This window comes from Pseudoalteromonas sp. McH1-42, from assembly GCF_022347845.1.
Taxonomy (GTDB): domain Bacteria; phylum Pseudomonadota; class Gammaproteobacteria; order Enterobacterales; family Alteromonadaceae; genus Pseudoalteromonas; species Pseudoalteromonas rubra_D.
In genome coordinates, this window is the sequence record NZ_JAKRFU010000017.1 from 50,202 (window position 1) to 76,405 (window position 26,204).

The 26,204-nt window shown below is 44.9% G+C and carries 16 protein-coding genes; 4 read left to right on the forward strand and 12 right to left on the reverse strand.

The window, feature by feature from the left end; all coding sequences use genetic code 11:
- Positions 1-16: 16 nt before the first annotated feature.
- Positions 17-811: an MBL fold metallo-hydrolase gene (locus tag MHN31_RS15705; protein ID WP_239444704.1), complete on the reverse strand. Its 795-nt coding sequence runs from the start codon at positions 809-811 to the stop codon at positions 17-19.
- A 118-nt stretch (positions 812-929) separates the two neighbouring features.
- Positions 930-1,304: an EF-Tu/IF-2/RF-3 family GTPase gene (locus MHN31_RS15710; RefSeq protein WP_239444705.1), complete on the reverse strand. Its 375-nt coding sequence runs from the start codon at positions 1,302-1,304 to the stop codon at positions 930-932.
- A 301-nt stretch (positions 1,305-1,605) separates the two neighbouring features.
- On the opposite strand from MHN31_RS15710, the gene MHN31_RS15715 reads away from it, so the two are divergent.
- The gene (locus MHN31_RS15715) at positions 1,606-2,676 is read left to right on the forward strand and encodes an esterase-like activity of phytase family protein (RefSeq protein ID WP_239444706.1); all 1,071 of its coding nucleotides are present in this window, start codon (positions 1,606-1,608) and stop codon (positions 2,674-2,676) included.
- 172 nt (positions 2,677-2,848) lie between these two features.
- Here MHN31_RS15715 and MHN31_RS15720 read toward each other — a convergent pair whose 3' ends face one another.
- Positions 2,849-5,344 (reverse strand): GH92 family glycosyl hydrolase, encoded by a 2,496-nt coding sequence (locus tag MHN31_RS15720; RefSeq protein ID WP_239444707.1) that lies wholly within the window; start codon positions 5,342-5,344, stop codon positions 2,849-2,851.
- A 549-nt stretch (positions 5,345-5,893) separates the two neighbouring features.
- On the opposite strand from MHN31_RS15720, the gene MHN31_RS15725 reads away from it, so the two are divergent.
- Positions 5,894-7,771, forward strand: coding sequence for a peptide-N-glycosidase F-related protein (locus MHN31_RS15725; protein ID WP_239444708.1), 1,878 nt, complete (start codon positions 5,894-5,896; stop codon positions 7,769-7,771).
- Positions 7,772-8,230: 459 nt separating this feature from the next.
- On the opposite strand, the gene MHN31_RS15730 is transcribed toward MHN31_RS15725, so the two are convergent.
- The 4 genes from MHN31_RS15730 to MHN31_RS15745 form a co-directional block, all read right to left on the reverse strand.
- The gene (locus tag MHN31_RS15730) at positions 8,231-8,716 is read right to left on the reverse strand and encodes a hypothetical protein (protein WP_239444709.1); all 486 of its coding nucleotides are present in this window, start codon (positions 8,714-8,716) and stop codon (positions 8,231-8,233) included.
- A gap of 504 nt (positions 8,717-9,220) precedes the next feature.
- Positions 9,221-9,649: a hypothetical protein gene (locus MHN31_RS15735; RefSeq protein ID WP_125563741.1), complete on the reverse strand. Its 429-nt coding sequence runs from the start codon at positions 9,647-9,649 to the stop codon at positions 9,221-9,223.
- Between the two features lie 91 nt (positions 9,650-9,740).
- Complete coding sequence (locus tag MHN31_RS15740) at positions 9,741-9,986, reverse strand: hypothetical protein (protein ID WP_239444710.1); 246 nt, start codon at positions 9,984-9,986, stop codon at positions 9,741-9,743.
- A 346-nt stretch (positions 9,987-10,332) separates the two neighbouring features.
- Positions 10,333-12,567: a CocE/NonD family hydrolase gene (locus MHN31_RS15745; protein ID WP_239444711.1), complete on the reverse strand. Its 2,235-nt coding sequence runs from the start codon at positions 12,565-12,567 to the stop codon at positions 10,333-10,335.
- A 209-nt stretch (positions 12,568-12,776) separates the two neighbouring features.
- Here MHN31_RS15745 and MHN31_RS15750 point away from each other — a divergent pair, with 209 nt between their 5' ends.
- Together MHN31_RS15750 and MHN31_RS15755 are read left to right on the forward strand one after the other, a co-directional pair.
- Complete coding sequence (locus tag MHN31_RS15750) at positions 12,777-14,846, forward strand: winged helix-turn-helix domain-containing protein (RefSeq protein WP_239444712.1); 2,070 nt, start codon at positions 12,777-12,779, stop codon at positions 14,844-14,846.
- A gap of 326 nt (positions 14,847-15,172) precedes the next feature.
- Positions 15,173-15,352 carry a hypothetical protein gene (locus MHN31_RS15755; RefSeq protein WP_239444713.1) on the forward strand — a complete coding sequence of 60 codons (180 nt, stop codon included), beginning with the start codon at positions 15,173-15,175 and terminating at the stop codon, positions 15,350-15,352.
- Positions 15,353-15,782: 430 nt separating this feature from the next.
- Here the strand turns inward: MHN31_RS15755 and MHN31_RS15760 are convergent, their stop codons facing one another.
- The 5 genes from MHN31_RS15760 to MHN31_RS15780 form a co-directional block, all read right to left on the reverse strand.
- Positions 15,783-16,262, reverse strand: coding sequence for a DUF6265 family protein (locus MHN31_RS15760; protein ID WP_239444714.1), 480 nt, complete (start codon positions 16,260-16,262; stop codon positions 15,783-15,785).
- A gap of 473 nt (positions 16,263-16,735) precedes the next feature.
- Positions 16,736-20,485 (reverse strand): hypothetical protein, encoded by a 3,750-nt coding sequence (locus tag MHN31_RS15765; RefSeq protein WP_239444715.1) that lies wholly within the window; start codon positions 20,483-20,485, stop codon positions 16,736-16,738.
- Between the two features lie 590 nt (positions 20,486-21,075).
- Entirely contained in the window at positions 21,076-22,437 is a 1,362-nt protein-coding gene (locus MHN31_RS15770) for an ATP-binding protein (protein WP_239444716.1), read from the reverse strand.
- Positions 22,434-23,099: a response regulator transcription factor gene (locus MHN31_RS15775; RefSeq protein ID WP_194868661.1), complete on the reverse strand. Its 666-nt coding sequence runs from the start codon at positions 23,097-23,099 to the stop codon at positions 22,434-22,436. The genes MHN31_RS15770 and MHN31_RS15775 overlap by 4 nt, the downstream gene beginning before the upstream one ends.
- Before the next feature lie 41 nt (positions 23,100-23,140).
- The gene (locus MHN31_RS15780; RefSeq protein ID WP_239444717.1) at positions 23,141-26,203 is read right to left on the reverse strand and encodes an efflux RND transporter permease subunit; all 3,063 of its coding nucleotides are present in this window, start codon (positions 26,201-26,203) and stop codon (positions 23,141-23,143) included.
- Position 26,204 lies beyond the last annotated feature (1 nt).

Below are 26,204 nucleotides of genomic sequence, written 5' to 3' on the forward strand. Positions count from 1 at the left end.
CATAACAAACCGAACGCTAGACAGAGCCGTGCTCACGCTCAATAACCTGAATGGTTCTCTCTATAAACCGCTGATAGGCTTTTTGTGGCAAAAATGGCGATTTACCCGAGAGGTTAAACCGCTCAGCAAGGTCAATAACCTTTTTGTTTGTCATAATCTGCTCTACGCTTAGCCCTTGAATGCTCAGTAAACGGATGGTATCCACCCATTCGAGGGTGTTTTTTCTGAACCTTCGCAGCGAGGCTTTATCCGTAGCAACCCCATGCCCCGGAACCACCAGGCTCTGCTCATCACCTAATCTTAAAACTGTGTCTATCGCATTCTTAAAGCCCGCAACACCGCCTGCATAAAAGGTAGGATGCCAGCTGGTATCGAACACATCGCCCACAAATATGGCATTGCTCGGCTTGTGATAGTAGATATTATCTGTCGTGGTATGAGACTTCACGACTCGATGAAAAACCCCTTGTATACTGCTTTCGCCCGCCATTAATTGAACGCCCTGGCTGGTAAAAAACGCATTACCACCGGAATGATCGTCATGAGCATGTGTATTTAGAATATGCGTGATCGGTTTGTGATGAATTTCCTTGATCACTTTTTCCAACTCAGCTAAATGTGCTTTGCCTGGCATAGGGTCGATTAAAACCAAACCACTGGGTGTCTCAACAAGGCCGATATTCGTACCGTAGTCCTTGCCTGATAGAATGTGTAAGTGCTGCGACACTGCTTGCACCTGAATGTTGGCGCTCAGGGCAGCAGCACTCATTAGGCTCAACACAAAAAGCAATAGGGCTTTTAATATATTCAAAATTGTTCCTTTTTTGATGTTGTATTATAAAAAAGCAAAACACATTCAACTTGAAAGCTCGCTCATCGCTCCGTGTACCCCAGGCGAAACCAGGTCTACTCTATGAGGCACACGAGCCTCACTGTGTTTTACGCTGGTCCGACTGCGCTATCACCAAAGTGTCACCACGACTGACAACCTCAACAGTGGCGCCCTTCAGTATCACACCTATTGAATCTCCTTTTTCTGCGTAGGTTAGTAACTCCCTTGGGCGCTCCAAGCCAATAATTGTCACATCCAGCACAGCGCCACTTTTTGTAATCACCTGTGCAGAGTCGCCATCGTTCACAGAACCGCTTGTCACCGTACCTGTGACATAGATCCCTCTGCCAATCAGGGTTGCGACACTTTCAATTGGTAATTCAAATGACGCTGCATACAACTTGTGACTAAAGCTGATTGTACTCAGTAACCCAATCAATAAAAACACTCTGGAAAACAAAGATAAACTCATCAAAACCTCTGGTTGATTCAAAATAACGTGTAAGGCGAGTATTTTGGTGTGTAATGCTTATAGCAAAATCTCTACACAACACCTTAAAGCTTATATAACCAACAAATACAAATTTTCACACACGCCTAATCTGAGGAGTTGATTCTACAACGCAATGAACGTATCAAACAATGTACCTGTAAAATATTACCAACCCCGTTGAGCAATTCCGCCCAACGACATTATTTTTTCACCTTTGTGATGCAAAGTTCATATTACCCGCGTATATTGCTGTGTCCTGTTATTTTGTAGTTATGACGTTATGCGCAGTTATTTATTCCTGACCTTACTGACCCCTTTTTTCGCAAACTCAGCCGCTATGCAGCTCGAGTTTTTAGATGAGTTTATTGTTCCGGCTGATCTACGCGTCGACGAAGACAAAGTCGGTGGATTATCTAGCATTGAATACACCAATGGACGCTATTTATTAATCGCCGATGATTCTAAAAAGCCGCGCTATTTCCAGGCAAATATTGCGATTAAAGATCAAAAAATTGAACAGGTTAAGTTCGAAAAATCCCTACCGCTGGTAAACAAACAAACCCGTTCAGGTGTTGTAGATCCCGAAAGCCTTCGAATCGCGCCGAATGGCAAAGACATCATTTGGACCAGCGAAGGCAGCATTAAATATAAACATGCACCGGCTATCTTCATGCAGACTGAACAAGGTTTAGTTAACTTTACACTACCGAAAATGTTCGAGATCAGTAAAACAAGCGGGCCCAGACATAATGCCGTCTTCGAAGGGCTCACTGTCGCACACTCAGGCAAAGGTATTTGGGTGTCTGCGGAAGGTGCACTCAAGCAAGATGGTGAAGAGTCCAATATTGAGCACGGTAGCCTGGTCCGCATTTCCTATTTTGACTTTACCTCAAAAAGTATGCAAAAACAGTTCGCCTACTACCTGGAACCTATGGTGAATCGCCCGGAGGCAAAACCCGATGCGTTTCGCACTACCGGCCTGGTCGAGATATTACAGGTAAATGAACATCAACTGCTCACCATGGAGCGTTCATACACGGCGGGTATAGCAGACGGCGGGAACGACGTCAGCATCTACCTCGTTGATTTTAAAAATGTAACCGATACAAGCCGGGTAGCCTCGCTCAACCAGCAATCCGTTCGCCCTGCTCATAAAACTTTGCTATTAAACATGGCGAGTATTAAGCATCAACTGGGCTCGAAACACATTGATAATCTGGAGGGCATGACTTTTGGTCCCCGGCTTGCCAATGGCAATATAAGCCTACTCATGGTGTCTGATGATAATTTCAACGTACATGGCAAGCAGCTGAGTCAGATCCTGTTGTTCGAGGTTAAAACAGGTAAATAAAGGCGTCAGCAAAATAAATGCACTAACCCTTGCCCTATAAAATCTGAGTATGACACGACTTTATGGGTAAAAAAGCCCCGGCAAACGGCACGGGGCTTTGATAGGGAATGTTCTTTGTTAGCCAGAGGCGCGCTTACCTCTGGTCAAGTTTGCAACCTTATTCACACTGCAGTTATTGAACAGAAGGCGCATAGCTCGGAGGCCTGTGCTCAGCAGCCCCACCAAACGCTTTGTTAGGCGCTTCACTTAAAGAAAAATCCAAAGTGACAGGCTGGTTAATATAGGTTTCATCAATCCAACTGTTCAGACTGACTTTACCATTGACCTTAAGCGCATCAATATAAATATGCGTGTCTGATGCTTGCGGTGCGTTCAACGTCAGATTGCCAATGCGAGCACGTTTAAACTGAGGACTGGACAAAACCAGATCGGCACGGCCCGGGTATTTAGGGTAAAGTCCCAGACTACTGAACACATACCAGGAAGACATCTGACCCAAGTCGTCCTGACCTGGAATACCATCAGGCGCATCCAGCCATAGCTGCTTCATTGTCTCGCGCACCGTTTGCTGTGTTTTATAAGCCTCCGAGGTATGAAGATACATCCAGGGTGACAAAATGGATGGCTGATTTGAGACATCTGAAAACTCCGCTGAATCACGATACAACACCCAGGTGCCATCAGGTTTGCGGAAATGGCTGTCCAGTCGTTGGATCATGGCTTTGTCACCGCCCAGGGTTTTTGCCAGTCCTGCCCCATCATGCGGGATCATCCATAAATACTGAGCCGGGCTGCCTTCGACAAATAGATGACCAGAAAACGGGTCAAACTCGTCTTTCCAGCTGCCATCTTTGTTGCGCCCCTGAATATAGCCCAGCGACTCAGTGGCAGACGGGTTGTAGAGATTGCGCCAGTTTCCTGCCTCATTCACAAAACGCGAAGCGTCATCATGCTTACCCAGGCGTACTGCCAGCTGAGACAAGGAGAAATAGCTTGATGCCTGTTCCAGTGTTTCCGATGCCCCTTCCCAGCTGTTAGATTGGTCTGAAATATATCCGAGTTGCTGCCATTGATCCAAAGAGGGTTTTTGGCCACGACAAAATACCGGACAACCAACCTCAGACAAATCGAACGCTGTAGGCTCTGTCGCGGCTTTGTACAATGAGTCATACGCGCCTGTCACGTCAAAATCATCAGCACCAAATGCCACAAAGTTTGCAATCGCGATTGTCGACGGATCACCACTCATGACGCCGGTTGCTCCCGCGTTGTGGGTCCAGCGGTCCCATACGCCGTTATACTGGCTCGCCTGATTAAACAATGACTGAGCGATATCGCTGCCACGCTTTTTGTCTAACAAAGTAACGAGCTGTAGCTGAGAGCGGTATACATCCCACCCGGAGAAGTTGGCATACTGATGCGTCTGAGTCCCTTCAACAGTATGAACCTGCTGATCAAACCCGACATATTGACCATTCACATCTGAATAGATGTTGGGATGATACAAACTATGGAACAGCGCAGTATAAAAAACTCTGAGTTTGCTGGTATCGTCAGACTCCACTTTCACTTTAGAAAGCGTGTTTTCCCAAGCCGCCTGAGCCTGCGCCCTAACCTGCGCAAAACTTTGCTCTGCCTGTTCTTTTTCAAGGTTCTCTCTGGCGTTATCAAGACTCACGTATGAAATGCCAACACGCATTTGCACGGTTTCACCCGCCTCCATATCCAGGTCAACCCAAACACCTGAACCTTTGCCTATATCCGGCCAACCATTATCGCCGTAGCCCATTCCACCTTTGGCCGAGTCTTGCCCCGTAAATACCTCATCATCCTTCCAGCCACCCGAACCAGCAATGGCTTTATCCAGCTTAGCGACGAAATGCAGCGTGTAATAGTCTCTTTGGTTGTGCTCGCCAAGATAACCACAAAAATTTCCTGAGGTTACATACCCTGTGATTTCGCCTTTTTGAGCATCGACTTTGACATAAGCATCGCCACTACCCAATTGTGAGTATGAGGTTCTAAAAAGTAGCTTGGCGTTGTCTGCCTGGTCAAAGGTAAAGTTTGCAATTCCCGTGCGAGTTGTTGCGGCAAGTTCAACGTTCACACCATTGTCTAAGCCAACCTGATAATAACCCGGTGTGGCAGTTTCATTATCATGGCTAAAACCAGCGCTGTAGTAGGCATTAATTGGATCAGTTGCAGGAGAAAACGTTATGTCTTTGGTAAATGGCATCACAGGAATATCACCTGAGGCGCCTAAACAGCCGGTTCCGGACAGGCGCGTAAAGGAAAACCCTTTTACACGGCTAGCCTGATAATTGTAGCCCCCTGGGGATACAGGAACACGTTTCTTTTCCTGCAGGATTTTTTTTGAGATCCCTTCAGATTCGGCCAGTAAATCTTCAGTGTACGCATGCTCAGGACCAAAATTAAACATCCCAAATGGCACCAATGCACCCGGCGTCACATTACCGGCCTGCCTGTGGTTAAACGGCCCCTTTGTCCCAATCAAGGGATCCACATAGGATACAACGTCTGTGACATAGTTAGAGTTTGCTGATACTTGCGTACCAGCACTTTGACTGGGTGCCTGCCCGCACGCAGCTAAAATAGCGGATGATACTGATACTAAAGCCAGATGCCTGACCACTTTGTTTTGTTTCATTACTGATTCCCACCCAAATGGATCGTTCCAATTTTTTAATATAGTAGCTGTGAACTGACCATCACACTGCCATTTTTTACAGTATTTACACAATTTTAATGCGCCGATTTAAAGGTTATGAGCGATAATCTACATTATTGAGACGCTCGTGGTCGGTATTTTCACTTTGCACCAACCAATCACCCGCAACAGTGCTACCTAAGCTGAGATAGCCCAAAATACGCACCAAGCAGCTGATTGTAATACAGTTAGAACCAACTCGAATTGTCATCAATTAAGATAGGCTTTCGCTCGGAGCCAAGATGCTTTTGAACTGCCGAGGCTGCAAAAAAGCCAGAGGAGTAAATGGCAGTGTACCTGATAAGTCCAACACCCTTTACACTCAGAGAAAGCACAAAGCCACCTTCACTCTTCCTTTATAAGCTCTGGTGTCGAGAGTCCAGTCCACTTTAATAATTTTCAAGCTCAAATCCGAAAAGTTGATATGCCTATGTATCCTTATGTGGCACAGTGGTAAAATATTTGTAAAAAAACACTCAAGGATTAAAGATGAAAATCGGGTTTATCTGTCTTTTGCTGTTTTGCACTACCGCACTTGCCAAAGAGCAGCTGCTCACGCCATTCACCTCATTTACCAAACATGGTGATCATACATTTGCCGTCGAACTGGCGAGTCAGGAGAATACTGGCCGGCACTTACTTGAAATAGAACTCGGCTGCGCGAGTCAGGGCTGCAGCGACTGGGACTACACAGTGCGATTTGAATGGCAGAAAGACGGTACTAGTTATGAGCTGGGCAGATTGATCACACCTTATGCGGGTTATATGCAACGCGCTATGCATGGTTTTGACCGCACTTGGCGGCGTACCTATACCTTTGATGTGTCGCATTTAATCCCTGTGCTACAAGGAAAGGGACACTTTAATGTTCACTATGGTGGCTGGGGAGCCAAACAGTCAGCATTCGGGATTTCAGCAAAACTACACTCTGACACCCAATTTAACAAGCAAGAGGTTCTGAGGGCTATACCGCTGTATGAATCGGGCTCTGAAGGCTGGCCATACAAAACCTCAGAGTACTTTGATACCTTGCTAACGCAACGCGCCTTTCAGTTTCAGGCCAATGAACAGCACGCCGAAATAAAAATGTTCGTGTCTTCCCACGGCCATGCTTTGTCATTTGATAACCCGCGAGGTGAGCCGGAGCTGTGCGGAGAATGGTGCGACCGCTTCTTTACCATTAAGCACAACAACGACACTATTGTAAAACAGCAACTATGGCGAAAAGATTGCGATATGAGTGCGACCTTCCCTCAGGGAGGCACCTATATTTTCGCCCGTTCCAACTGGTGTCCTGGTGAATCTGTTATCCCATTCAGTTATGACATAGATACCACGCAAACAAACAACACGATTGATCTGGACTGGCAACGTTACAGCTGGCAACCCTCTCAGTATGGCAATACAGCACCACGTTACATTGTTAATGCTGTGCTGGTTACCTATGCAAATAAACCGGCGACCACCGATATTGCGCTAACCCGTATTGTATCGCCCAATGCACAAACTCCTGAGCGATTTGGCATACAGTGCGGCGCCATTGAAGCTGAAATCAAGAACATGGGTAGCGCCGACATCCATGCAGTACGTTTTCACTATGGCATTGCCGGGCGACAGCAGTATTTTTACGACTGGCAGGGTAACCTCAAGCCCGGCGACACTAAAATAGTGCGCATCCCTACCCGCTATCTTGGCCAATTCGATACACAAACTGCGCGTATTAAAGTCAGTGCTGAAGTCTCAGGAGATGAAAACATGGCGAATAATGATGCTAACGCCCTAATGCATATGCCGTTATCATTATTCAACACACCCAAGCTCAATATTCTGACCGGTAAAATTCCGGATGAAACCAAAGTAGAGTTACGTGACAGGCATCAAAATATCATACAGTCCTGGCACACCTTCAATGCACAGCAGTGGCATGAGTTGGTGCTTGAACAACCGGCGGGATGTTATGAGCTAGTTGTGTATGACTCTGCCAGAGATGGCCTGGCTTTTCCTTTTTTCAATAATCGTAAGGGCCAGGGCGCACTGAACCTGTCCTATGACTTAGACGAAAAAACGGTCACCCATGAACTGCAACCAGACTTTGGCCGCAAGCTCTCTATCCCTTTCACGCTTGGATACAAATTTGGCGGATGCGCAGCGCAAGAATGGCAAAACGACAAAGCCTACCGCCAAGGTGATGCGCCGGTGGCGTACAATGGAATCATTTATCGAGCCAGGCACTGGAGCTATGGATTTCAACCCGACAGATCAGGCCAATATGACGCCTGGCAGCCAGTGAGCTACTGTGACGGTAGCCCTTTAAACGAGTCACTCAACAACACAACGTCAATGCAGCACACAAAAGCTATTGAGTGATATGTCCAGTTATTAAAGAGAGCCGCGCCCGTGCCAACTATTTTGCTCTGGCGCGGTTTGCCCGCGAAGCCAGAATTTACTTCCTGTCAGGATGTCACCTTATTTTTAGCAGTTACCATGTGATTTTATTAAATACTTTCACTTTGACCTTCGATTCAGTGTGCTGCAGGTTGAACCGGAGACTTATCCGCGTAGCACCCTGACGATACATTTCAAATTTCGCTGGTGATCACTAATAACAGCCTACTCGCTCTTTCCATTCGACTTTACCTAAATGCGTTACCAGATTACGTTCACTATCTCGAGCATTATGCTTGCAAACTTGTATGGGGGTCCGTAAAAATTATAATCTGCATAACCATAGTTGGTTTACCTGGCTAACAGAGGATGTGAACCGTTAGTAGGTTTTCAGAACATAACGCCCTTTAGCGGTCACTATCCTCACACAATATGAGCATGTCAGTCGAGCAACTGGATCTTGAAAATCTTATTATTGCGACCCTCACCAATGTAGAAGACCTTGACGCAGCGTCCTTCTCTCACGACACCATCTTCAAACTGTCTGTTCGCAAAAAACAGCGGACTGGTTGCTGCATCGCTGTAACTAAACGTCACATTTTTTAAAGTAAAAGACTCACCTCTGCTTTTGGCATCAATCACCCGAAGGTTTTCAATGCATCCTTCTAAGACAGTAAAACTGCCGTCTTCTACGAGGTCTCTGTAACCTGCTACTTCACGATAAGCTGTTAACTGAACCCAAAATAGCAAAAGCCCGAATAAGCTGCATGACCCCAGCAGCCTTCTGTTAGAGATACGCAGTAACTCACTAAAGATATTCAAAAAGAAAGGGACTTTGTATAGTAAGACTAAAACAAAAATATAAGGGAATAGCCAAACAAAGACGTCGGCACTTGTATCAAAATGACTTTCAAAATAAGTATGCAAGTTTGCCTCAACTACATAATTTAGGGCTAATTTATCAACAAGCCTTTAATCCAGCTGTGGTCATTTTGGTATTGAACCATAGTCAGAGCCGGTAAGACAAATTGCCTCAAGCACAACGGACTGTGCTTATCAAAAACGAAATTAAACTCAACCACCTCATTCACCCAATTAATGGCTGTCAGCAGAAAAGTGGACTCGTTGCCACTATAAAGTATAACGCCGATAAAAATACCCAGTAACACAGGCATATTGCCCATATCAAAAGACTCGCAAAATAAATTTACCACTTGGCATTTTTAGTGATGACTTCACATACTAACGTGGACCGGGTACCCTGAACTCTCTGCAGCATGCTATTTGCTTTCCTGTTCGACTATTGAGTGCCTGCCTCTTGATGCTGTTTAACCGGGGAGTTTGTCAGCCCCTTTTCCGAGTTTACTTTCCTGAGGCGCATTTGAATGGATGTCCATGAAATCTTCAAGATTTGCGCTTAAAGATATAGAGCTACATTGCTTCTTTTAACCTGTCTATTTTCTTTTCTAGCCGTTTATCTGAAAGTTCTAACTTGTTTTCTGACATTGACCTCTCCAGCTTTTTGAGTACAGTTCTTTGATACTCTGTCAGTTCACGTGTACTGATAAAGCGAAAAACAGCCAACGCTTCGTGAGCAATCCTGATATCAATCAGGGCCTGTGAGCGAGTAGCGCCGTCCGATATGATTGAATCTCTCAACTTCAGCAACAACTCGAGCTTTTCAGCAGATAAGACATCTAAATGCTCGAAAAACTCTTTTTTCAATAGGACTTCATATTCCAGAGTTATCGATTTTTCTTCCGGCGACAGAGCATTTTGATAGGCTTTAGACGGGGTCATTGGCTTACCGGCAAAACAAAAGAAACTCATTACCCCCAAACAAATCGTAAGACGCTTCATATTACATCACCTTTATAAGGGAAATTAGAAAACAGCAATATAAAAAGAAAGTTAAGAGTAACGAGCAAGTCTTCTCTACTCATTAATCACCTCAAGAAACACCTCTATGCTGTGCACCTCCACCAAAGTTATTACTATCAGCTTTAATCTCACCGTCATGGCTTTTATAAAAAGCCCACAAACCAATGGCAGCCACAACTGGGATTAGCCAAATTATGATTATTTGCGCGACTTTTTGAAACCTTTCCAGATCATGCCTTCTGCCAATAAGACTGATACCAACATGTTCAGTATTAAAACTGATAGCGACAAAAACATACCCGTAATTTATTTCCATAACCCGCTCCTTAGACATTTTAAAAAATATGTCAGTGAGTACATCAATCTCATTATTTTGCAAAGCTATGTTTAACAGAACGCTAACTCAGGTTCTTATATAACAATAACTTACCATCAACTCAAGCCACTGCTATTTGGCCCAGAAGGACCGGACCAAATAGTATATACGGGATGTCTATCCTGGCGAGTTTAGTTTCGTGTCAAAATATAAAAGACACTCTGACTATACAATTCAGAGTGAACTTTTAACGCCCCTATTCACACGTTAAGGTGCTTCTGGACTGTCGATAAAAAACCCATAATTACCAGCACCTTTTCCCTGAGTCCAGAACAAATATGACATATCATTCCGTTGAAATCACCTTTTCCATTGCTGTGATGGGTAAATGGATTTTGCTGTCCGTATACCAATTCAGTTGCAACTTTTCTTTTGCATCTGCAATCGTTTCGTCACTGACGTTCATGCCTGTACCCATATTAACTTGTGCCAGCTCGTTCTTATTCACATCCAGAACCAGCGCTATTCTGCTACCTTTGGTCAATTTGCGGGCACTCATACGTGTATTCACCAAAGGGATTTTGGTTTTTTGATACGGCACTAATAACTGACGTTTTGAACTGTCACGTGCAAAACTGGCTCTGCTACGGTAATGAGCTAAATGAAATGCGCGGCCATCAGGCTGTATCTGATAAAGGTTAAATCCAATATCCACATCGCGCTTATTGATCGAAATAGAGAAATGGCCCGTCGGTGCGCCTGCGTACTTCATATCTTGTTCGAACGCCTCGGATATAAACACCAACCCGGTTTCACCGGGAAGCTCAGGTTGAATAATATTCGTAAAATCAATATTGTGCTGCACGTTTCTGTCAGCAAGATCGACTAGTTGAGTGTGTTTTCCCAGCACTTCTGGTGGCTGCGTTACTAACTCTTGCAACCCGGGCCGCCCCAGGTAAAAATCGATCCCCTGCTGATTAAGTGACGCATAGCTTTTGACATGGTGCCAGCTGTTATCACCCATAAGTTGATAGTTAACCCGATCTTGCACAAGCTCAGGGGCTGGGCGGTTATTCAGGATGTGATCAAACCATTCAAAGACAACTTTTTCGGTGTTTTTGAGGCCCGCAACAGAGTCTAGTTTATAGTTCGTCACATGAGTATCAGGCACAGTCTGCGCCGTCCAATGGTCATAGGGCCCGATCAGCAAACTGTGGTCAGCATCAGGATTATGCTTATAGTGCTCTGTCAGGTAGTGTATGGCCGAGATCTGCCCGCCATCAAAATAGCCCGTAACAGATAAAACCGGAATGGTGATATTGGCGAAGTCTTGCCCGAAAGGCACCATAGCTTTGTAGTACTCATCAAACGCGGGATGACGTAACAAATTTTGGAATAAGGGGTTAGGCCGCCCTTCTATCTTATCTATGTCCATAAATGGCCGGCCACTTTTGAATAAAGTCTGATTTACTCCGTGCCAGTGAGCGCCATCCGCATATTCTCTGTTATCCATAGTTTTGTTATTTGTTACATGGAATGCCCACTGATAATTGGCTGTTAGAAAGACATTGTTTTCCATCGGCAGCCCCAATGCGGGATGGGCTGCGGCATAAGGAGCAATGGCTTTAAGTGCCTTATGATGATATTTAGCCGCAGCCCATTGAGTAAACCCGTTATAACTGCCACCATACATGACTACCCGGCCATCGCTCCAGGCTTGTTTACTTATCCAGTCAATGAGACGATGTGCATCATGCCCTTCATGCTCCCAGGGCTCAATTTTATTGGTACTTAAACGCTTACCCCGTGAATTTGCGACTATGCCGACATACCCGTGCATAGCAGCATATATCGCAGTGCGGATATGCCGTTTTTCGTTCGCATAAATTGTGTGCTGAAATGCCGCTGGTAATGCTTTAGACGTGTTTTTAGGGCGTACCACGGTCACGGTATGCTCAATTCCTTCTGCCGTTGTCACAAGTAGCGCAGGTTCAATAATATACTCCTTTTGCCATCGGGCATTTATCAACGGCTGTGCAGCCGTAAATACCAGCTGACTAACCTGGTAGTCCGCGATGTCAGCGGCAAGTTTGATAAGCTCCAGCTCAGAGAGCAACGCCTTGTCTTTCACCTTCATCAACTCATGTAAAAGCTGCTTTTGAGCCCTGTTATTTAATGCACTTAGTACCTGATCAAATTGGTATAACGCCTTGTTGTCGAAAGAAGCCAGCTTCGCGCTAATCATTGCCATCAGTGCCTCGCTCACTGCCTGTCCCGATTGCGCCTTTGCCTCATGATATAGCTGAAAATGTACCAGCTTTGTCTGTATTTTCCCGGCTCTGAACAGCTTAGCCGGGTCTAGTGCATCGCCTTTGATAAAGCTGAGCTTTAACTGCTCTTCAGCAGATAAGGAGATCATTGCTTTGTTTGGCAATAAATTGACCTGCTTTAACAGTGTTGCTATTACCTTGTCAGCATCTGAGAGCAATACCTCGTTAGGCTCTCCCGATGGCTTCGCGCTTTTGAGTATTTCCGGTGTGGGATATAGAGTATGCTCCGCCGCATATGACACACTAGCCATGCCAAATACAGCTAAAACTGTTGTAAGAACAATTACTTTCGCAGCTAATTTCGATAAAATGTGCATTCCTGATTTCCTGTTTAATAAATCACAGGCAGTGTATTTTTGGCTGGCATTAAAGTAGTGATGAGCGTGAAACTTTTTATGACTTTTGCTGCCTAGAAATCTTTATAAGAAATATCAATAGCTTAAGATAATAATGAGAAAACATGCGCTGGCAGATTGAACAATTTACCTTTTGCGACCAAACCCTGACTTTATCCTGGGAAGAACAAAAAATTTCACTTGAGCCTATGGTGTCTGAGGTACTAAGTTTCTTTTGTCAAAACCCCCACACACTTATTTCCAGAGACGATCTGATCGAACATGTGTGGCAAGGAAGAATAGTAACTGACAACGCTGTCAATCGTGTGATCACCAAGCTCAGAAAGGCACTGAATGACGATCCCCGCAGCCCTGCATTCATCGTTACCTATCCAAAAAAAGGCTATCAGTTTATTGCCAGTATCAGCGCCATTACGAGCAACCTGCAATCCAGTGATGACGCAACGAAAGTATCGAATAAGGAAAAAGAGACGCGCATTAAACTTACCTACGCGACACTTATTTTAATGACAGCTATATGCATTCTGGGTGCCGCTTATTTCCTACATCAGGCTATGCCAACTGCTGACCCACAGCGTCTAAACGAGGTAAGCGCGCTAACTCGGGAACCCGGACTGGAGCTATACCCCCGGCTTTCTCCCGATGAGCAGTATTTATTGTTTACAGAAGCATACAACGACAGCATTGTATTGAAACTCAAATCACTCATAACGGGCGAAGTGGTAAACCTGGATCATGGACCGGATACATGGGAAGGGCCTGCGGATTGGCGAAAAGATGGCAAAGCACTGGTCTATCTTGCGACCACAGCAAACAGTTGTCAGTACTATTTAAGGACATTTGATGCGGGAAAATTAGGCCCACCGCAGCTTATCCACAATTGCCCCACCGGTAGCTATGGCAAAATTATCTTTACGCATAATCATGATCTGCTGATATACAGCGAAGCTGCTTATCAGGGTGGTCCTTTTAGTTTATTCAGCTTAAGGCTCTCTAGCGGAGAAAAAAAGCGGCTGGTGCAACCCCTCCCCATGCCAGGTCGCAACAGTCAGTTTGATCTGCACCCGACCCGGAACTTACTGCTTATTTCAGCTCCGGATGCCCAATTCTGGCCAGCTCTGTCTGTACTCGACATTACACAAAATCAGTTGTCCCGGTTATTCACGCTCAATCAACATGCGTGCTGCGCAATCTGGAACCATACAGGAGACAGAGTCATTATAACCAGTGACTATCCCGCTAACCAACTTGTCAGCTACGATTTAAACGGCCAATCCCCGACTGTGATTTACACAGACACCCATTCAATTTCTACTCCTGCACGCCACCCAAATGGGCAAGACTACCTGTTCAGTACAGGTAGTCGTGACAAGAATATCCTCTATTTATTTTCAGATAGCAGCGAGCAAACAGCACTCGGGGTAACGTCCGTCGATGAGCGGTTAGCGCGTTTTTCCGATGATGGCCAAAAAGTAGCTTATATCAGCCTGGCCTCTGGGTCTGAACAAATATGGATTTACGATCTGGCGGAAAAAACGACAAGCATGCGTTCAAAATTCGACAAAGCCAGACATATTCTTGACTTAAAGTGGTCTATTGATAATCGCTTTATCTTCGCTTTAGCCCATAATAAGCTTCTCCAGATAGACACCCAAACAGGTCTGAGCAAAACGCTTAAAGTGCCGCATGGCCAGATCGCCGGGCTCTCAGTTAAAGACAACGACAGCATTGCCTTCAGTATAAAAAGCGCAGATAAGTGGCAAGTGCATTACTACAATATTCGCACAGATGAACTTCATAGCGCCCAACATAAATGGCAATTTGTATCGTTCGCTAAAACACCTGAAGATACAGTGTGGCAGGACAATAATGGTGACTATTTCACCGGTCTGACTCACTTACCGGTAACCTCAGACACCATTAAGCAAGTTCCATTGATTGTTCAGTATCGCTTCAACTTACGTAAACAGGCAAATACCTGGCTATGGCAGCATGCAGCAGCACGCCGCTATCCGCTATATCAGTATGATGAGCGAAAACAAACCAAACGCCTCATCGCGACATCAGATAGTAGCGACTTTGACTGGTACCAGAATAAAATCCTTATCAATACCCTCCATTATGAAAACTTTGATATTTACCGCTCAAAAATAGAGAGCACAGGTAGAAAGTAAAAATATCCAGCAGGAACGAATTGAGCGGAAGGCTCGTGGTTATCTGAGGGTACCTGTAGTCCATCGGGGTATCTATGTTTTTCATCTTTCTTAAATTCAAATATATTTAAAATACCCATTAAAGGACCAAAATAACAAACTGTGCCTAAAAGCAAAAACCAATCATTCCAAAAAATTAAATAAAATATAACTTTTCATCACAAAAAAACTTGGTTATTGTACAAACAGGCCCTGACATATTGCAGAGCAAAAGTCAGCTTTAGCATCGCGTTCAGGGTTCATTTGATGAATTAGAAAATAAAAAATCTAAAATAAGGAAATATAAAATGAAGGTACAACTAAAAAAGAAAAACCTAAAGACATTGAATGAAAGCAATCAATTAGCTAAACAAGCAACACCACAAGTTGCAGGTGGTGCAGAAATCTCTGTCTATCCACAATGCAACCCATCAAACCCTGTTATTTGTTGGACAAATGGTGGCTGGCACGGCTGTGTAACTAAATAATACTGGCTATCTATGACGCAGGTTAAAGCCCAACCTTCTGCGCTTCCGGAAATATCTAAATTTTTTCCAAGCGCAGTTTTAATACAAGCGCTCTATTTCATAAAAATCACATAAAATGAATTCGTTAAATGATCAATGCTTAGCATTGGTAGATTTGGCAAGCGGTGGCTGCGAAACCTAATTAGAGTCAAGTTCTAAATTATCAAGGTAAAGTGCACCCAAATACCATCTTTGTATTCCACTACAGGCCCTCAGACCTACTTTTTAATAATTGACAGGCAGAAATAAGTGACATTCAAGCTATGGAGTAAAATCACAGCTTAGCGGTCAAATAGTGTAGTTGTCTCAGCCAATATACCCTAAACTCAATGGAGTGCCAGGCACTCTCAAGCTTCTCAATGATCCACTCACTGCTTTTCTGTACTCAGCACTAGTTACTAGCACTGCCGTTTTTACCAGTGAACTCTATTGAAAAGCCTTTGTCATCCTCTCCTGATACATAAACAGTGATGTGCTTATCGTTATTCAGTTGATACCTAATCTTTTTAGGAAAATCATGGTGTGAATTTTCAAATATCGCGGAGTTTGCTGAGCAGCTTGTTAGTTTGAATGCCGTTGGTAATGTATTACTGGTAACTTTAGCTAAATAAAAAACCTCTCCAGACATTTCAACCAGGCGAAGAGTTTCGGCACTCACCACTTTGTTCTCAACAATGGAATATGTTTGACCATAGCCCTCAAATGTTTTCTCGCTGATTCGAGTCCATGATTCATTGAATTTCAATTTGCTATTTTCAGAATGCCAATTACCTATCAGCCAATTCAATGAATGCAACGTATTACATGCTTTCTCCAGGGCCGAGGATTGAAAAGAAAAACAAAGTAACACCAAACTCATAACTTTCAACATTGTACTTAGCTCCATTGATAACTGGCTCTTTCGAACGCTTGAGCACATAGCCTGCACATTGCGTTTACTGACCAGATATTGGTACTTGGTTACTCTCTCATCCATTTTGCTTCAATTTCTGTGACAATTCATGCTTTAAAGATGAATTTTAATAACTAAGCTTTTTGGTGTCTTTGACTTTATAATCATTAGTTTTATATATTTTTTAAGATTCAACAAAGTTCTTAATCTTCTCTATCCCTACCGCTCTTACCCAATTGTTTATAAGTCACTAAACTTGAATGCATAAAAAACATAAGATCTCTTGCCTGTACTATTTTCAAATTTACCTTTCACTATAATATAGGACTGAAGAACTAACTCCGTTGAGAATGGGTGCAAAGAATTGTGCATGGCTCGACCAAACTCAGTAAACAATACTTATCATTTCTTAGTAATTCACCAGCACTATATATCTTAGCTAGAAAAATAATTTATACGCCAGCGGGCTTTAGATATTGTTCGCAATGTAAGAGCAGATCTGACGGTAGTGTTTCCGGATAATTTGAATCATAAGCGATCATTTCTCTGGCTACTGCTCTTGCTTCTTTGTTGAGCGAAGGATGCTCCATGGCCAGAGCAATGTGCTTCCATGTATATGCCTTCTTATCTCTGTAGCGCCGATAATTAATTTCCCCCTCCCAGAACTTCAGAATCTGCTGACAAGTATTAATGGTCAACTCCGGCTTACTTTGGTAAGCCTCAAGTACACTAATCAGCATTAGCCTTCCGCTTTCTTGCCAGTTGTCTAAGTAACTCTGTGTTGTTTTCACCCAAACCTGATCATGAAAAAAGGGCATCTTTAGGACTTGAATATATCGATTAAAAACATGCCGAGGCGTTTTACCTGGGTTATATTCACTGATAATTTCAGCGACTACCGGAGTGTAAAGTTCAAATTGAGCATGAACTACCAGGGAATAATACACTACATGCCAATTCAGGTATCTCCAGTTTGACTGTTCTTGAAATAATCTGATCACATACTGCTTCGCTTTTGGGTGCGCATACACTTCTCTTAAGCAGCTGGAGATAACTTGCGGGCTTAATGGCGTTTCAGGTGAATCCCTTTCCAGCAAGCGAAGTGCCAGCTCTTGACCTGACTTGTGTCCTTGTAATAGCTTGAGGCAACTACAGATAACTTGCAGGTTTAACGGCGTTTCAGGTGAATCTCTTTCCAGCAAGCGAAGTGCCTGCTGCTGGCCTGACTCATGCCCTTGCAATAGGTTTAGACAGCTAGAAATAGTCTGGTGACCTAACGGCGTTTCAGGTGAATCTCTTTCCAACAGGCGAAGCGCCTGCTCCTGACCTGACTGGTGCCCTTGTAATAGCTTAAGGCAACTACAGGTAACTTCCGAACCTAACGGCGTTTCAGGTGAATCTCTTTTCAGCAGACGAAGTGCCTGCTGCTGTCCTGCTTCAAGCCCTTGTAATAACTTTAAACAACTACAGGTGACTTCTGGACTTAATGGCGTTTCAGGTGAATCCTTTTCCAGCAAGCGAAGTGCCTGCTCCTGACCCGACTCATGCCCTTGCAATAGGTTTAGGCAACTACAGATAGTCTGGTGACTTAACGGCGTTTCGGGTGAATCCCTTTTTAGCAAGCGAAGTGCCTGCTCCTGACCTGACTCGTGCCCTTGCAATAGGTTCAGACAACTAGAGATAGTCTGGTGACCTAACGGCGTTTCAGGTGAATCACTTTGCAGCAGGCGAAGTGCCTGCTCCCGACCTGATTCAAGCCCTTGTAATAGCTTTAAACAACTACAGGTGACTTCTGGACTTAGTGGCGTTTCAGGTGAATCCCTTTCCAGCAGACGAAGCGCCTGCTCCTGACCTGACTCATGCCCTTTCAAAAGTCTTAAGCAACTGGAGGTGACTTCTGAACTTAATGGCGTTTCAGGTGAATCCCTTTCCAGCAAACGAAGTGCCTGCTGCTGTCCTGATTCGTGCCCTTGCAATAAGTTTAGACAGCTACAGATAGTACCTTGACTCAGTACAGACAAAGCTGATTTTCTTTCTAACAGGTTAACTGCATTGATTATTTTTTCGGAACGATTGAAGTCTTTTCCTTTAATAAGATAGAGCAAGTAACCATCAAAGCTGCATCCCCGTTTATCCAATTGTTCAATATAGGACAGCTTTTCAATTCTACTCTTGAAAAAACCCTCTTCGCATAATCGATTCAATAATAAGCTAGATGTAACCCTGTCAGAAAACCTTTCTAAAGCCAAATCCAAGACCTGGTGGTGCAAGAAGTGGCTTTCATCCATTCCCTGCACTATTACATAACTTATACCTTCTTCAGCCAGAGTATCGTGGTTGAAACTTAGATAGCTTTCACTGTTTCTATTAATATAACTTCGCAGCCTTTCATTCACTTCACCTTTTCCTTCCAGACTAAAATATGCGCCATATTTCGTGGAATCATCAAAAAAATCAGCTAAGTAACAAAAGTCTTTCTCATGGAGTAAAGTCTTGTTATTTTTATAAAGCCAGGACCAGTAAACCAAAGCTTTCGCAAGTGCAGAGTGTTGCTCATATATTTTTTTAATATCGCTCTGAATTATCGCCCGATAATGACTCATCAAGTTGCAATCAAGTGAAAATAAAGCCGATTCGTCTCCTGCCGTTCTGGCTAGAATGAATAGCAAAAGAAACAAGCTTGACTTACTGTAGTCCTCCTTCTTTGACATTATTTCATGTGTGCTGCTCCATTGCGGCATCCTTTCAACAATAGCGCTCAGTAGATCATGGTTCTCGTCTGGTTTTAAGCTATATAGGTTATTATCAGGATTGAATAAATACTTTAAGTACGGCTTCTGCTCAGGAAAGCGATCTCCTATCACCAGTCTGACGGAGCGATGACTAGAAAGCGCATTAAATAGTTCGTTAAGGTGGTTAGAGTTATCCGAAAAACGGTACCAATCTTCAATAAAGACTAAATATTTCCCTTGTGTCCATGGAATGTCCGCCATAGCGTTAATGAAAAAATCATCTATGTCCTCCAGCCAAATTACAGAATATTCTGATTTACTCAAGTTGAAGGCTATCCGTCGAAGTAAGGTAGACTTTCCTGACCCTCCGGCCCCACTCACAACAGAAGCTACTCGCATATCAACGTCGTCATGAAATGATTTTATGATCTGTTGCTCAATATCTGCTTCAATGCTGCGCCTAATATCCCAACGCTGAGCAATACCATACCACTGACAATCATCTTTTAATTTAGCCGTATAAAAGTGATAAGGGGCAAAGTGTTCCTGAAAGTTTTCAGCTATGCCTTCAAAAAAGGATTCGCTAATAACTAGGGCCCCAGGGGGGTTGAAAGATTTAGTCTTTTTTTTTAATTGCTTTTTTCTTGGCCAGACAGGGTGCCAAGGCAGCTCTTCATCGGACTCACTATCTGGCCCTGCCCATACTACCGGTAATGTATTATTTGGTGTGTTATGAGGCATCACAATCAATGCCTGACTATCATCGTATCCCAGAGGGTGGGCTGGATATAATTTTTTGCCCCATTCAAGACATACTGCCTTGACTAGTTCTCTCTCCTCTTGCGTAGTGAACACGTACGAATTATCACTGAATGCCATATATTCGTCATAAAGAGGTCGACATACGAGCAGGCTATTAAAATTAGTATCTCGCCTAATATTTTCCTGTCCGTTCTCAAACCCAAGAAGCGCTACATAATGACATCTTGCCCTTGCATTTTTCAGGTAATTATTAAAGAACTTCGTTGCTTGATTACCAGAACCAATGATATCGTCAAAAAAAACAATATCTATATCGCGATTCAAATGTGCTCTAAAATCATCAGATTTAAAGTTCTTTTCTTTTAAGCCAAGCTCTTTTCCATATTGATATAAAAACTGACTACCACTTGAAGCAGATGAAAGTTCTAGTGGATAAAATAAAACATCTTTTAGATCATCTCTGAATATTTTCTTTATGTGCTTTGCTGCTATATTTACATAATCTCGCATCTCATCATCAGTGATGTATTCAATATTTTTCAGCAAGGTCAAAGCTGCCTTACACTGGGACGGCCTAAAGTTACAGAGCCATCGGGTCACATCTCGATATTTATCTTGAAAGAAAGCACTTCTTCTGGGAACCCAGTGCTCTACTATTATCTCTAATTCAGATTTGTGTTCAGCAATGAATTTTTGATGTGGATTCATAATCCCTTCCCCATTTAATACTATCGACTATTTGTCTAACCTTTATCTAGCCTTACCTTAAGCTAATCCAAAGAAGCAAAGCACAAAGGTAGAGTAGCTTCTACCAGTGTATTAGTGATAATGCGGATAAGGCCATTGACCAATAAACCAACATGCCACCAATAAAATTTATTATAATTAGATCAAAAACCTACCATCTCTAGTTTCAGCCTTCAAGCCTAATATAAAGCCCCAAGGTAAGTGAGGCACTGGTTCTGGTTATGAAAGTCATGAATAAAATCATATCTTTCATAATCTTAAGAAGAGAACTTGCTTAGGCGAATATTCTATGAGTTGGGAGCGCGAGACGCGAAGCGAGTTCGAACGACTCGTATACTGGTTTATGATCCTGTCCTGAACTTGCATAGAGGAATCATTACTTTGCGTATAAACAGATCCCGAATCAAAAACCGTGCGGGATGACGCTGTAGAATGTTAGTTTTGCCTTCAATGACAACTGCGAAGCTGTGTTGCCACAGCTTTCTTGGTACTGGAGCCAAAGAAAATGCCAGTAACATCTTTGCTCAGCTCACCTTTATCAACCTATCGCATTAAGCATTTCGCTGAGTAAACACCACTTTAAAACTCGCACCGCCCTGCTCGTTTTTGCAAGTAACGCTAAGTTTGGCATCGTGAAAATCAACGACTTCTTTGACAATTGACAGGCCCAGTCCACTGCCGGTCAGGGTGGATTGCTCTTGTCGCCAGAAACGCTCAAACAAACGGTCATAATACTGTGATTGGATCCCCGGGCCATTGTCACTGACTTCCAGCTCGGTAGTGGTCACTTTTACCTGAATTTTGGCGTTATCCTGCGAGTGTTTCAGGGCGTTTTCGACCAGGTTTTTGATCATGATGTGCACGGCGGCTTTGTCAGCCAGGATCTGATCTGTGTCGGAGTCCGCATCCAGGCTTAATTCTTTATCAAACTGCAGTGCCAAAGGGGCAAGCATCATACATACTTCCTGCGCCAGTGCAGACAAATTCACAGGTACTTTGTTATACACCACAAAGTTTTGCGCACGAGACAGGTCCAGTAGCTGTTGAACCACCCGAGTCATATACGCTACATCGTTGACGATTTCTTCGCGGATCTGGGGGGCAATATCGGCCAGCTGAACCCGGGTATTTAACACAGCCAGTGGCGTTTTAAGCTCGTGGGCTGCGTTTGCCACGAACCGCTTTTGCTCATCAAAGCCGGCCTCTACCCGCTCCATTGCCTGGTTAAGTGAATTCACTATGGGCTGAATTTCATAAGGCAGGCCCTCATTGCTGAGCCTGAAGCTCAGTTGCTCCGGCTTGATCTGCTTTAACTGACCTGCCACGGTTTTTACCGGTTGCACCACAGAGCGCACAGACAAATACCCGACCAGCATAAACACCCCAAATGCCGCAAAAATGGTAATGGCGGTCACCCGGTTAAGTGCCGGTATCACAGCTTCGTTCGCCAGTTCGGTGATTAAATCATTGCGCGCCATATCCAGCACCAGCGCCTGACCATTCAACGTGAGTTCAGTACGAAAACGGTCCACGCCCGCTAAGTGAGAATACCCAACCGGAATATCCCCAGTCAGCGCTTCAAGCGCAGCCGAGCCTTGATCATTGCTTACGGACTGAAGCAACACCTCATTATTCGCAACACGGATAACACGAAACGCAAAGTTATTATACAGGGCATCATAGCCCCATTTTTCAATCACGCTATCGGGGGCATATATAAGCTGCTGCTGTTCAAAACGCAGTGCGTCTGCGACATCTTCGCTCATCCCCTTCATACTGACTTCCAGCGCCAGGTTGGCATAGTTCATCGAAAACAAATGTAAGATCACACCAATGCCGGTAAATACGACAGAGCCAATTAGTATAAAGTGCAGATATATCTTGCGAGCAAGCGAGTTTTTAATGATCTTCATGCCAATATGTATCCTATGCCGCGAAGCGTTTTAATGGTCACGCCAGCTTCTGTGCCATCGAGCTTTTTGCGTATTCGGTGAACCGCGACTTGCAAGGCGTTATCGGTGACTTCAAACCCCATCGCATAGATGGCATCGTAAAGCGCATCTTTGCCAACAGTCAGCCCAACATGGCGCAACAGATATTCCAAAATAGCCACTTCGGTTTTACCCATAGAAAGGTTTTCACCACTCACCGTCACTCTGCGAGATTTGGGGTCAAGGGCGAGATTGCCATGAGACAACAAAGTGCCTGTATACTGGCTCGGTCGACGCAGCAAAGCACGCATACGCGCGAGCAATTCGCCAATGTCGAAGGGCTTGTTAATATAATCATCTGCGCCCAAATCCAGCCCGGCAATGCGGTCATCGACACTACCGCGCGCTGTTAAGATCAAGACAGGCACCGGGTTTTCAGCTTCACGCAGTGTTGCTATCACATCCAGTCCGTCTTTGTCGGGCAGACCCAGATCCAGAATAATGGCGTCGTAGTGCCAAAGGGCCATTTGATCATGTAATGCACCCGCACTGGTGGCAATATCGGCAGCATAGCCTTCCTTAGTCATGGCCTGCTGGATAAAACTGGCCAGTTGCAGGTTATCCTCAGTGATCAAAATGCGCATACTAGGTTCTCCATTGTCTGACTGTGCAGTACTTTCTCTCGTTATTCCGTGCATATATTAACCAGGCGTGGCACATCTGCCGATGAGTGCTGACTACATTTGGGTAACAGCAGTTGTAGTAACACCGGAATGACCACCAGCACCAGTATTGTAGAAGTGATCAACCCACCGATAACGGCCCATGCCAGCGGTGGCCACAACGGACTGCTGGCTGACGTTAGCGGCAGCATGCCCACGATGGTTGTAACTGTAGTGACTATAACAGGGCGCACTCTATTTTGTACCGATAATATGATGGCTGTCTGAGTATTCTGACCGCCTTGTACGTAAAACAAAGTACCGTCGATCAATAAGATAGCATTATTTACCACAATCCCTGCTAATGCCAGAATACCCAATACTGACATAAACCCGAACGGAACCTGTGCCAGACTCAACATGGCAGGTGCACCTATAACGGCAAACGGAATGCTCAGCATCACAAGTAAGGTTAAACGCAGTGAGTTGAACTGCAGTATCAGGGCTATAAAAAGTAGCAATGCGCCAACCGGCAGCGTTTTAACCAGTGCATTATTGGCCTCACCAGATTCCGCCATTTCGCCCCCAAACTCCAGTTTAAGGCCATAGCGCTGTGCAATAGCTGTTAGTGCTGGCTTCAGCTCAGTGAGCAGTTCAGTCTCATCCACACCCGGTGCCACTTCACTGATCAGTTTAACCACGGGCACACCGTTTCTGCGCTCCAGAAGCGCCGGCTGGCCAAGTACCTGAGTATCTGCCAGCGCATGCACTGGTACGGGTTTGTCTATCAAAGACGTGAGTACACCAGTATTCATCATGTCCATGCTGTCATGGCTGGAATTCGGATCGTACAATACCACCGCTGTTGGCTCATCGTTAAAACTCACTTGCGTCATAGTCAGGCCTGAACTGCGCCAGGCCAGATAGTCATTGAGTTGGCTTTCCGTCAGACCAAACTGACTAAGGCGTTGCTGATCAAACGTCATCGTCAGCTGTGGTACGGGGACCGCGTAGTCTTTCCCCGGCGCTTCGAAGCGCGCATCTGCTTTGAGCATGGCAAATACCTCTTCACCGGCACGGCGAAGTACATCGTAATCTTCACCACTTAGCCACATTACCACAGTACTTTCTAATGGCGGTCCCTGGCCCAGTTCACGGGCGCGCAACACGGCCTCTGGATACGCTTTTTGCAAGCTGGTGTTAAGCTGTTCAACTAACTGAGCCATATCTGTATTGGTTTGTGCAGTGAGTACCACACGGCCAATATGACTTTCATCCGGCTTTTGCGCCAAATTGTAGTAAAACCTCGGGCCAGAAAAGCCATTGAACACTAAGGTACGCTGGACGTCGGCTCGGGCGCTAATGTCTTCAGCAATTTGGTTCAATATGCTGGCTGTATATAGTTTATGACTGCCTATTGGCAGCTCTACATCCACAATGGCTTGGTTACGATTGGTTTTTGGAAAAAACTCGCCATCAGCTTGTGGCAATGACATTAATCCGGCGCATAAACCAACAGCCGCAACCAAAGTCAGCGCTTTATATTGCAACGTAAACTGCGATAAAGCCAATGCGCCCCGCTCTAAGTGTTGTTGCAACTGCTGCTGCCAGCGTGACGCCCTCAGTGTGCGAACAGGCAAATAGCGGTTAAGCAACGGCACCAATGTCAATGCAATCGCGTAGCTGGCTACAATACACAAAATAACCATCACCGGAATACTGGCAATAAAGTCTGCCACACTGCCCTTGGCCATGAGCATAGGTAAAAATGCCGCTATCGTTGTCACGGTGGCCGCGCATAAAGGACGCCATAGCTCATGGATACTTTGGATGGCGCTGTGCAGAGGGTCGGTGCCAGACGAAATATGGCGATTAAACCGCTCGGCAACCACAATACAATTGTCAACCATCAGGCCCAGAGACAAAATAAGTCCTGCAATCGTCATCTGGTGTAACACCCCATCCATGGCACTGAATGCCGCTATGGCAGATAGCGTGATAGCCACCACTGCAATACACACACTGACAGCCCCGCTTGCGGACAAGAAAATAAACAAAATAGCGGCAATGGCAATCAGGCTAAGCATTAAAGATTGCATCAGGGCATCTTTGCGCTTTTTGGCCCACTTGGGCTGGAATAACTCAATGCTCACGATCTCTGCGCCATGGGTCTGGTTAAACTGCTCAACCAGCTGGGTGATCTGCTCTCCTGCCTGAGCAATACGGATCCGGTTGGGTACCAGGGTTACTGCCACGCCAAGTTGCTGCTGACCGTCAACCCAGAAAGACTCTCGGGCTTTGGGGTCGGTACGATAGTGGACATCTGCCAAAGTTGAAAGGGGTAACTGCTGACCCTGAGCCGTTGCTATCAGGGTATTTTTTAATTCATCGGTAGAGTCTAACTGAGCCACCGGAGATAAGATCAGGTTAGCTCTGTCGTCAGTGATGCTGGCCACCGAATCTGTATTATTAGCAGCTGCTATACGCTGTGCAATCTGCAACGGGGTAATACCCGTTTGCTGCATAGTCTGCTGTGAAAAAGCCACCGCTATCTGTTGGCCCGGATCGCCCACTAGCTGTGCATTACGTACCGTGCTAAGTGCCAATAGCTGGTCACGCAGCGCGATGGCAAGTTGGCGCTCCTGCAACAAATCTCCCCGACTGCGCACTGACAAAAAAATACCCTGGGTGTCCTGCACGCGATCCATGATGGTCATCGACAACGTCGGGTTACTCTGGCGTATTGGCGCAATACTTTCTTTGATCCGTTGCCAGACCTGATCGGTGTTGTACACGGTTTCTTTTAACTCAATATCCAGTGACGCAGCGCCATGTTTAACCTGAGCACTGTAGGCCTGGATCTCATCTATTTGTGCTAACACGCGCTCTAGCGGGCGAATGTAACGCTGCGCCAAAGACTCGGCTTCGAGGCCACTGGCATTGAGCACAATCAGACCATTGCGATATGGAAAAGTGGGATCTTCCTGCTCAGGAGCACTAAACCAGCCTCCCACACCAGCAAAGCACACAATACATATCAAACCCAGGATCAGGCGTGGGTTGACAAACCAGGGCGTTCTATTCACA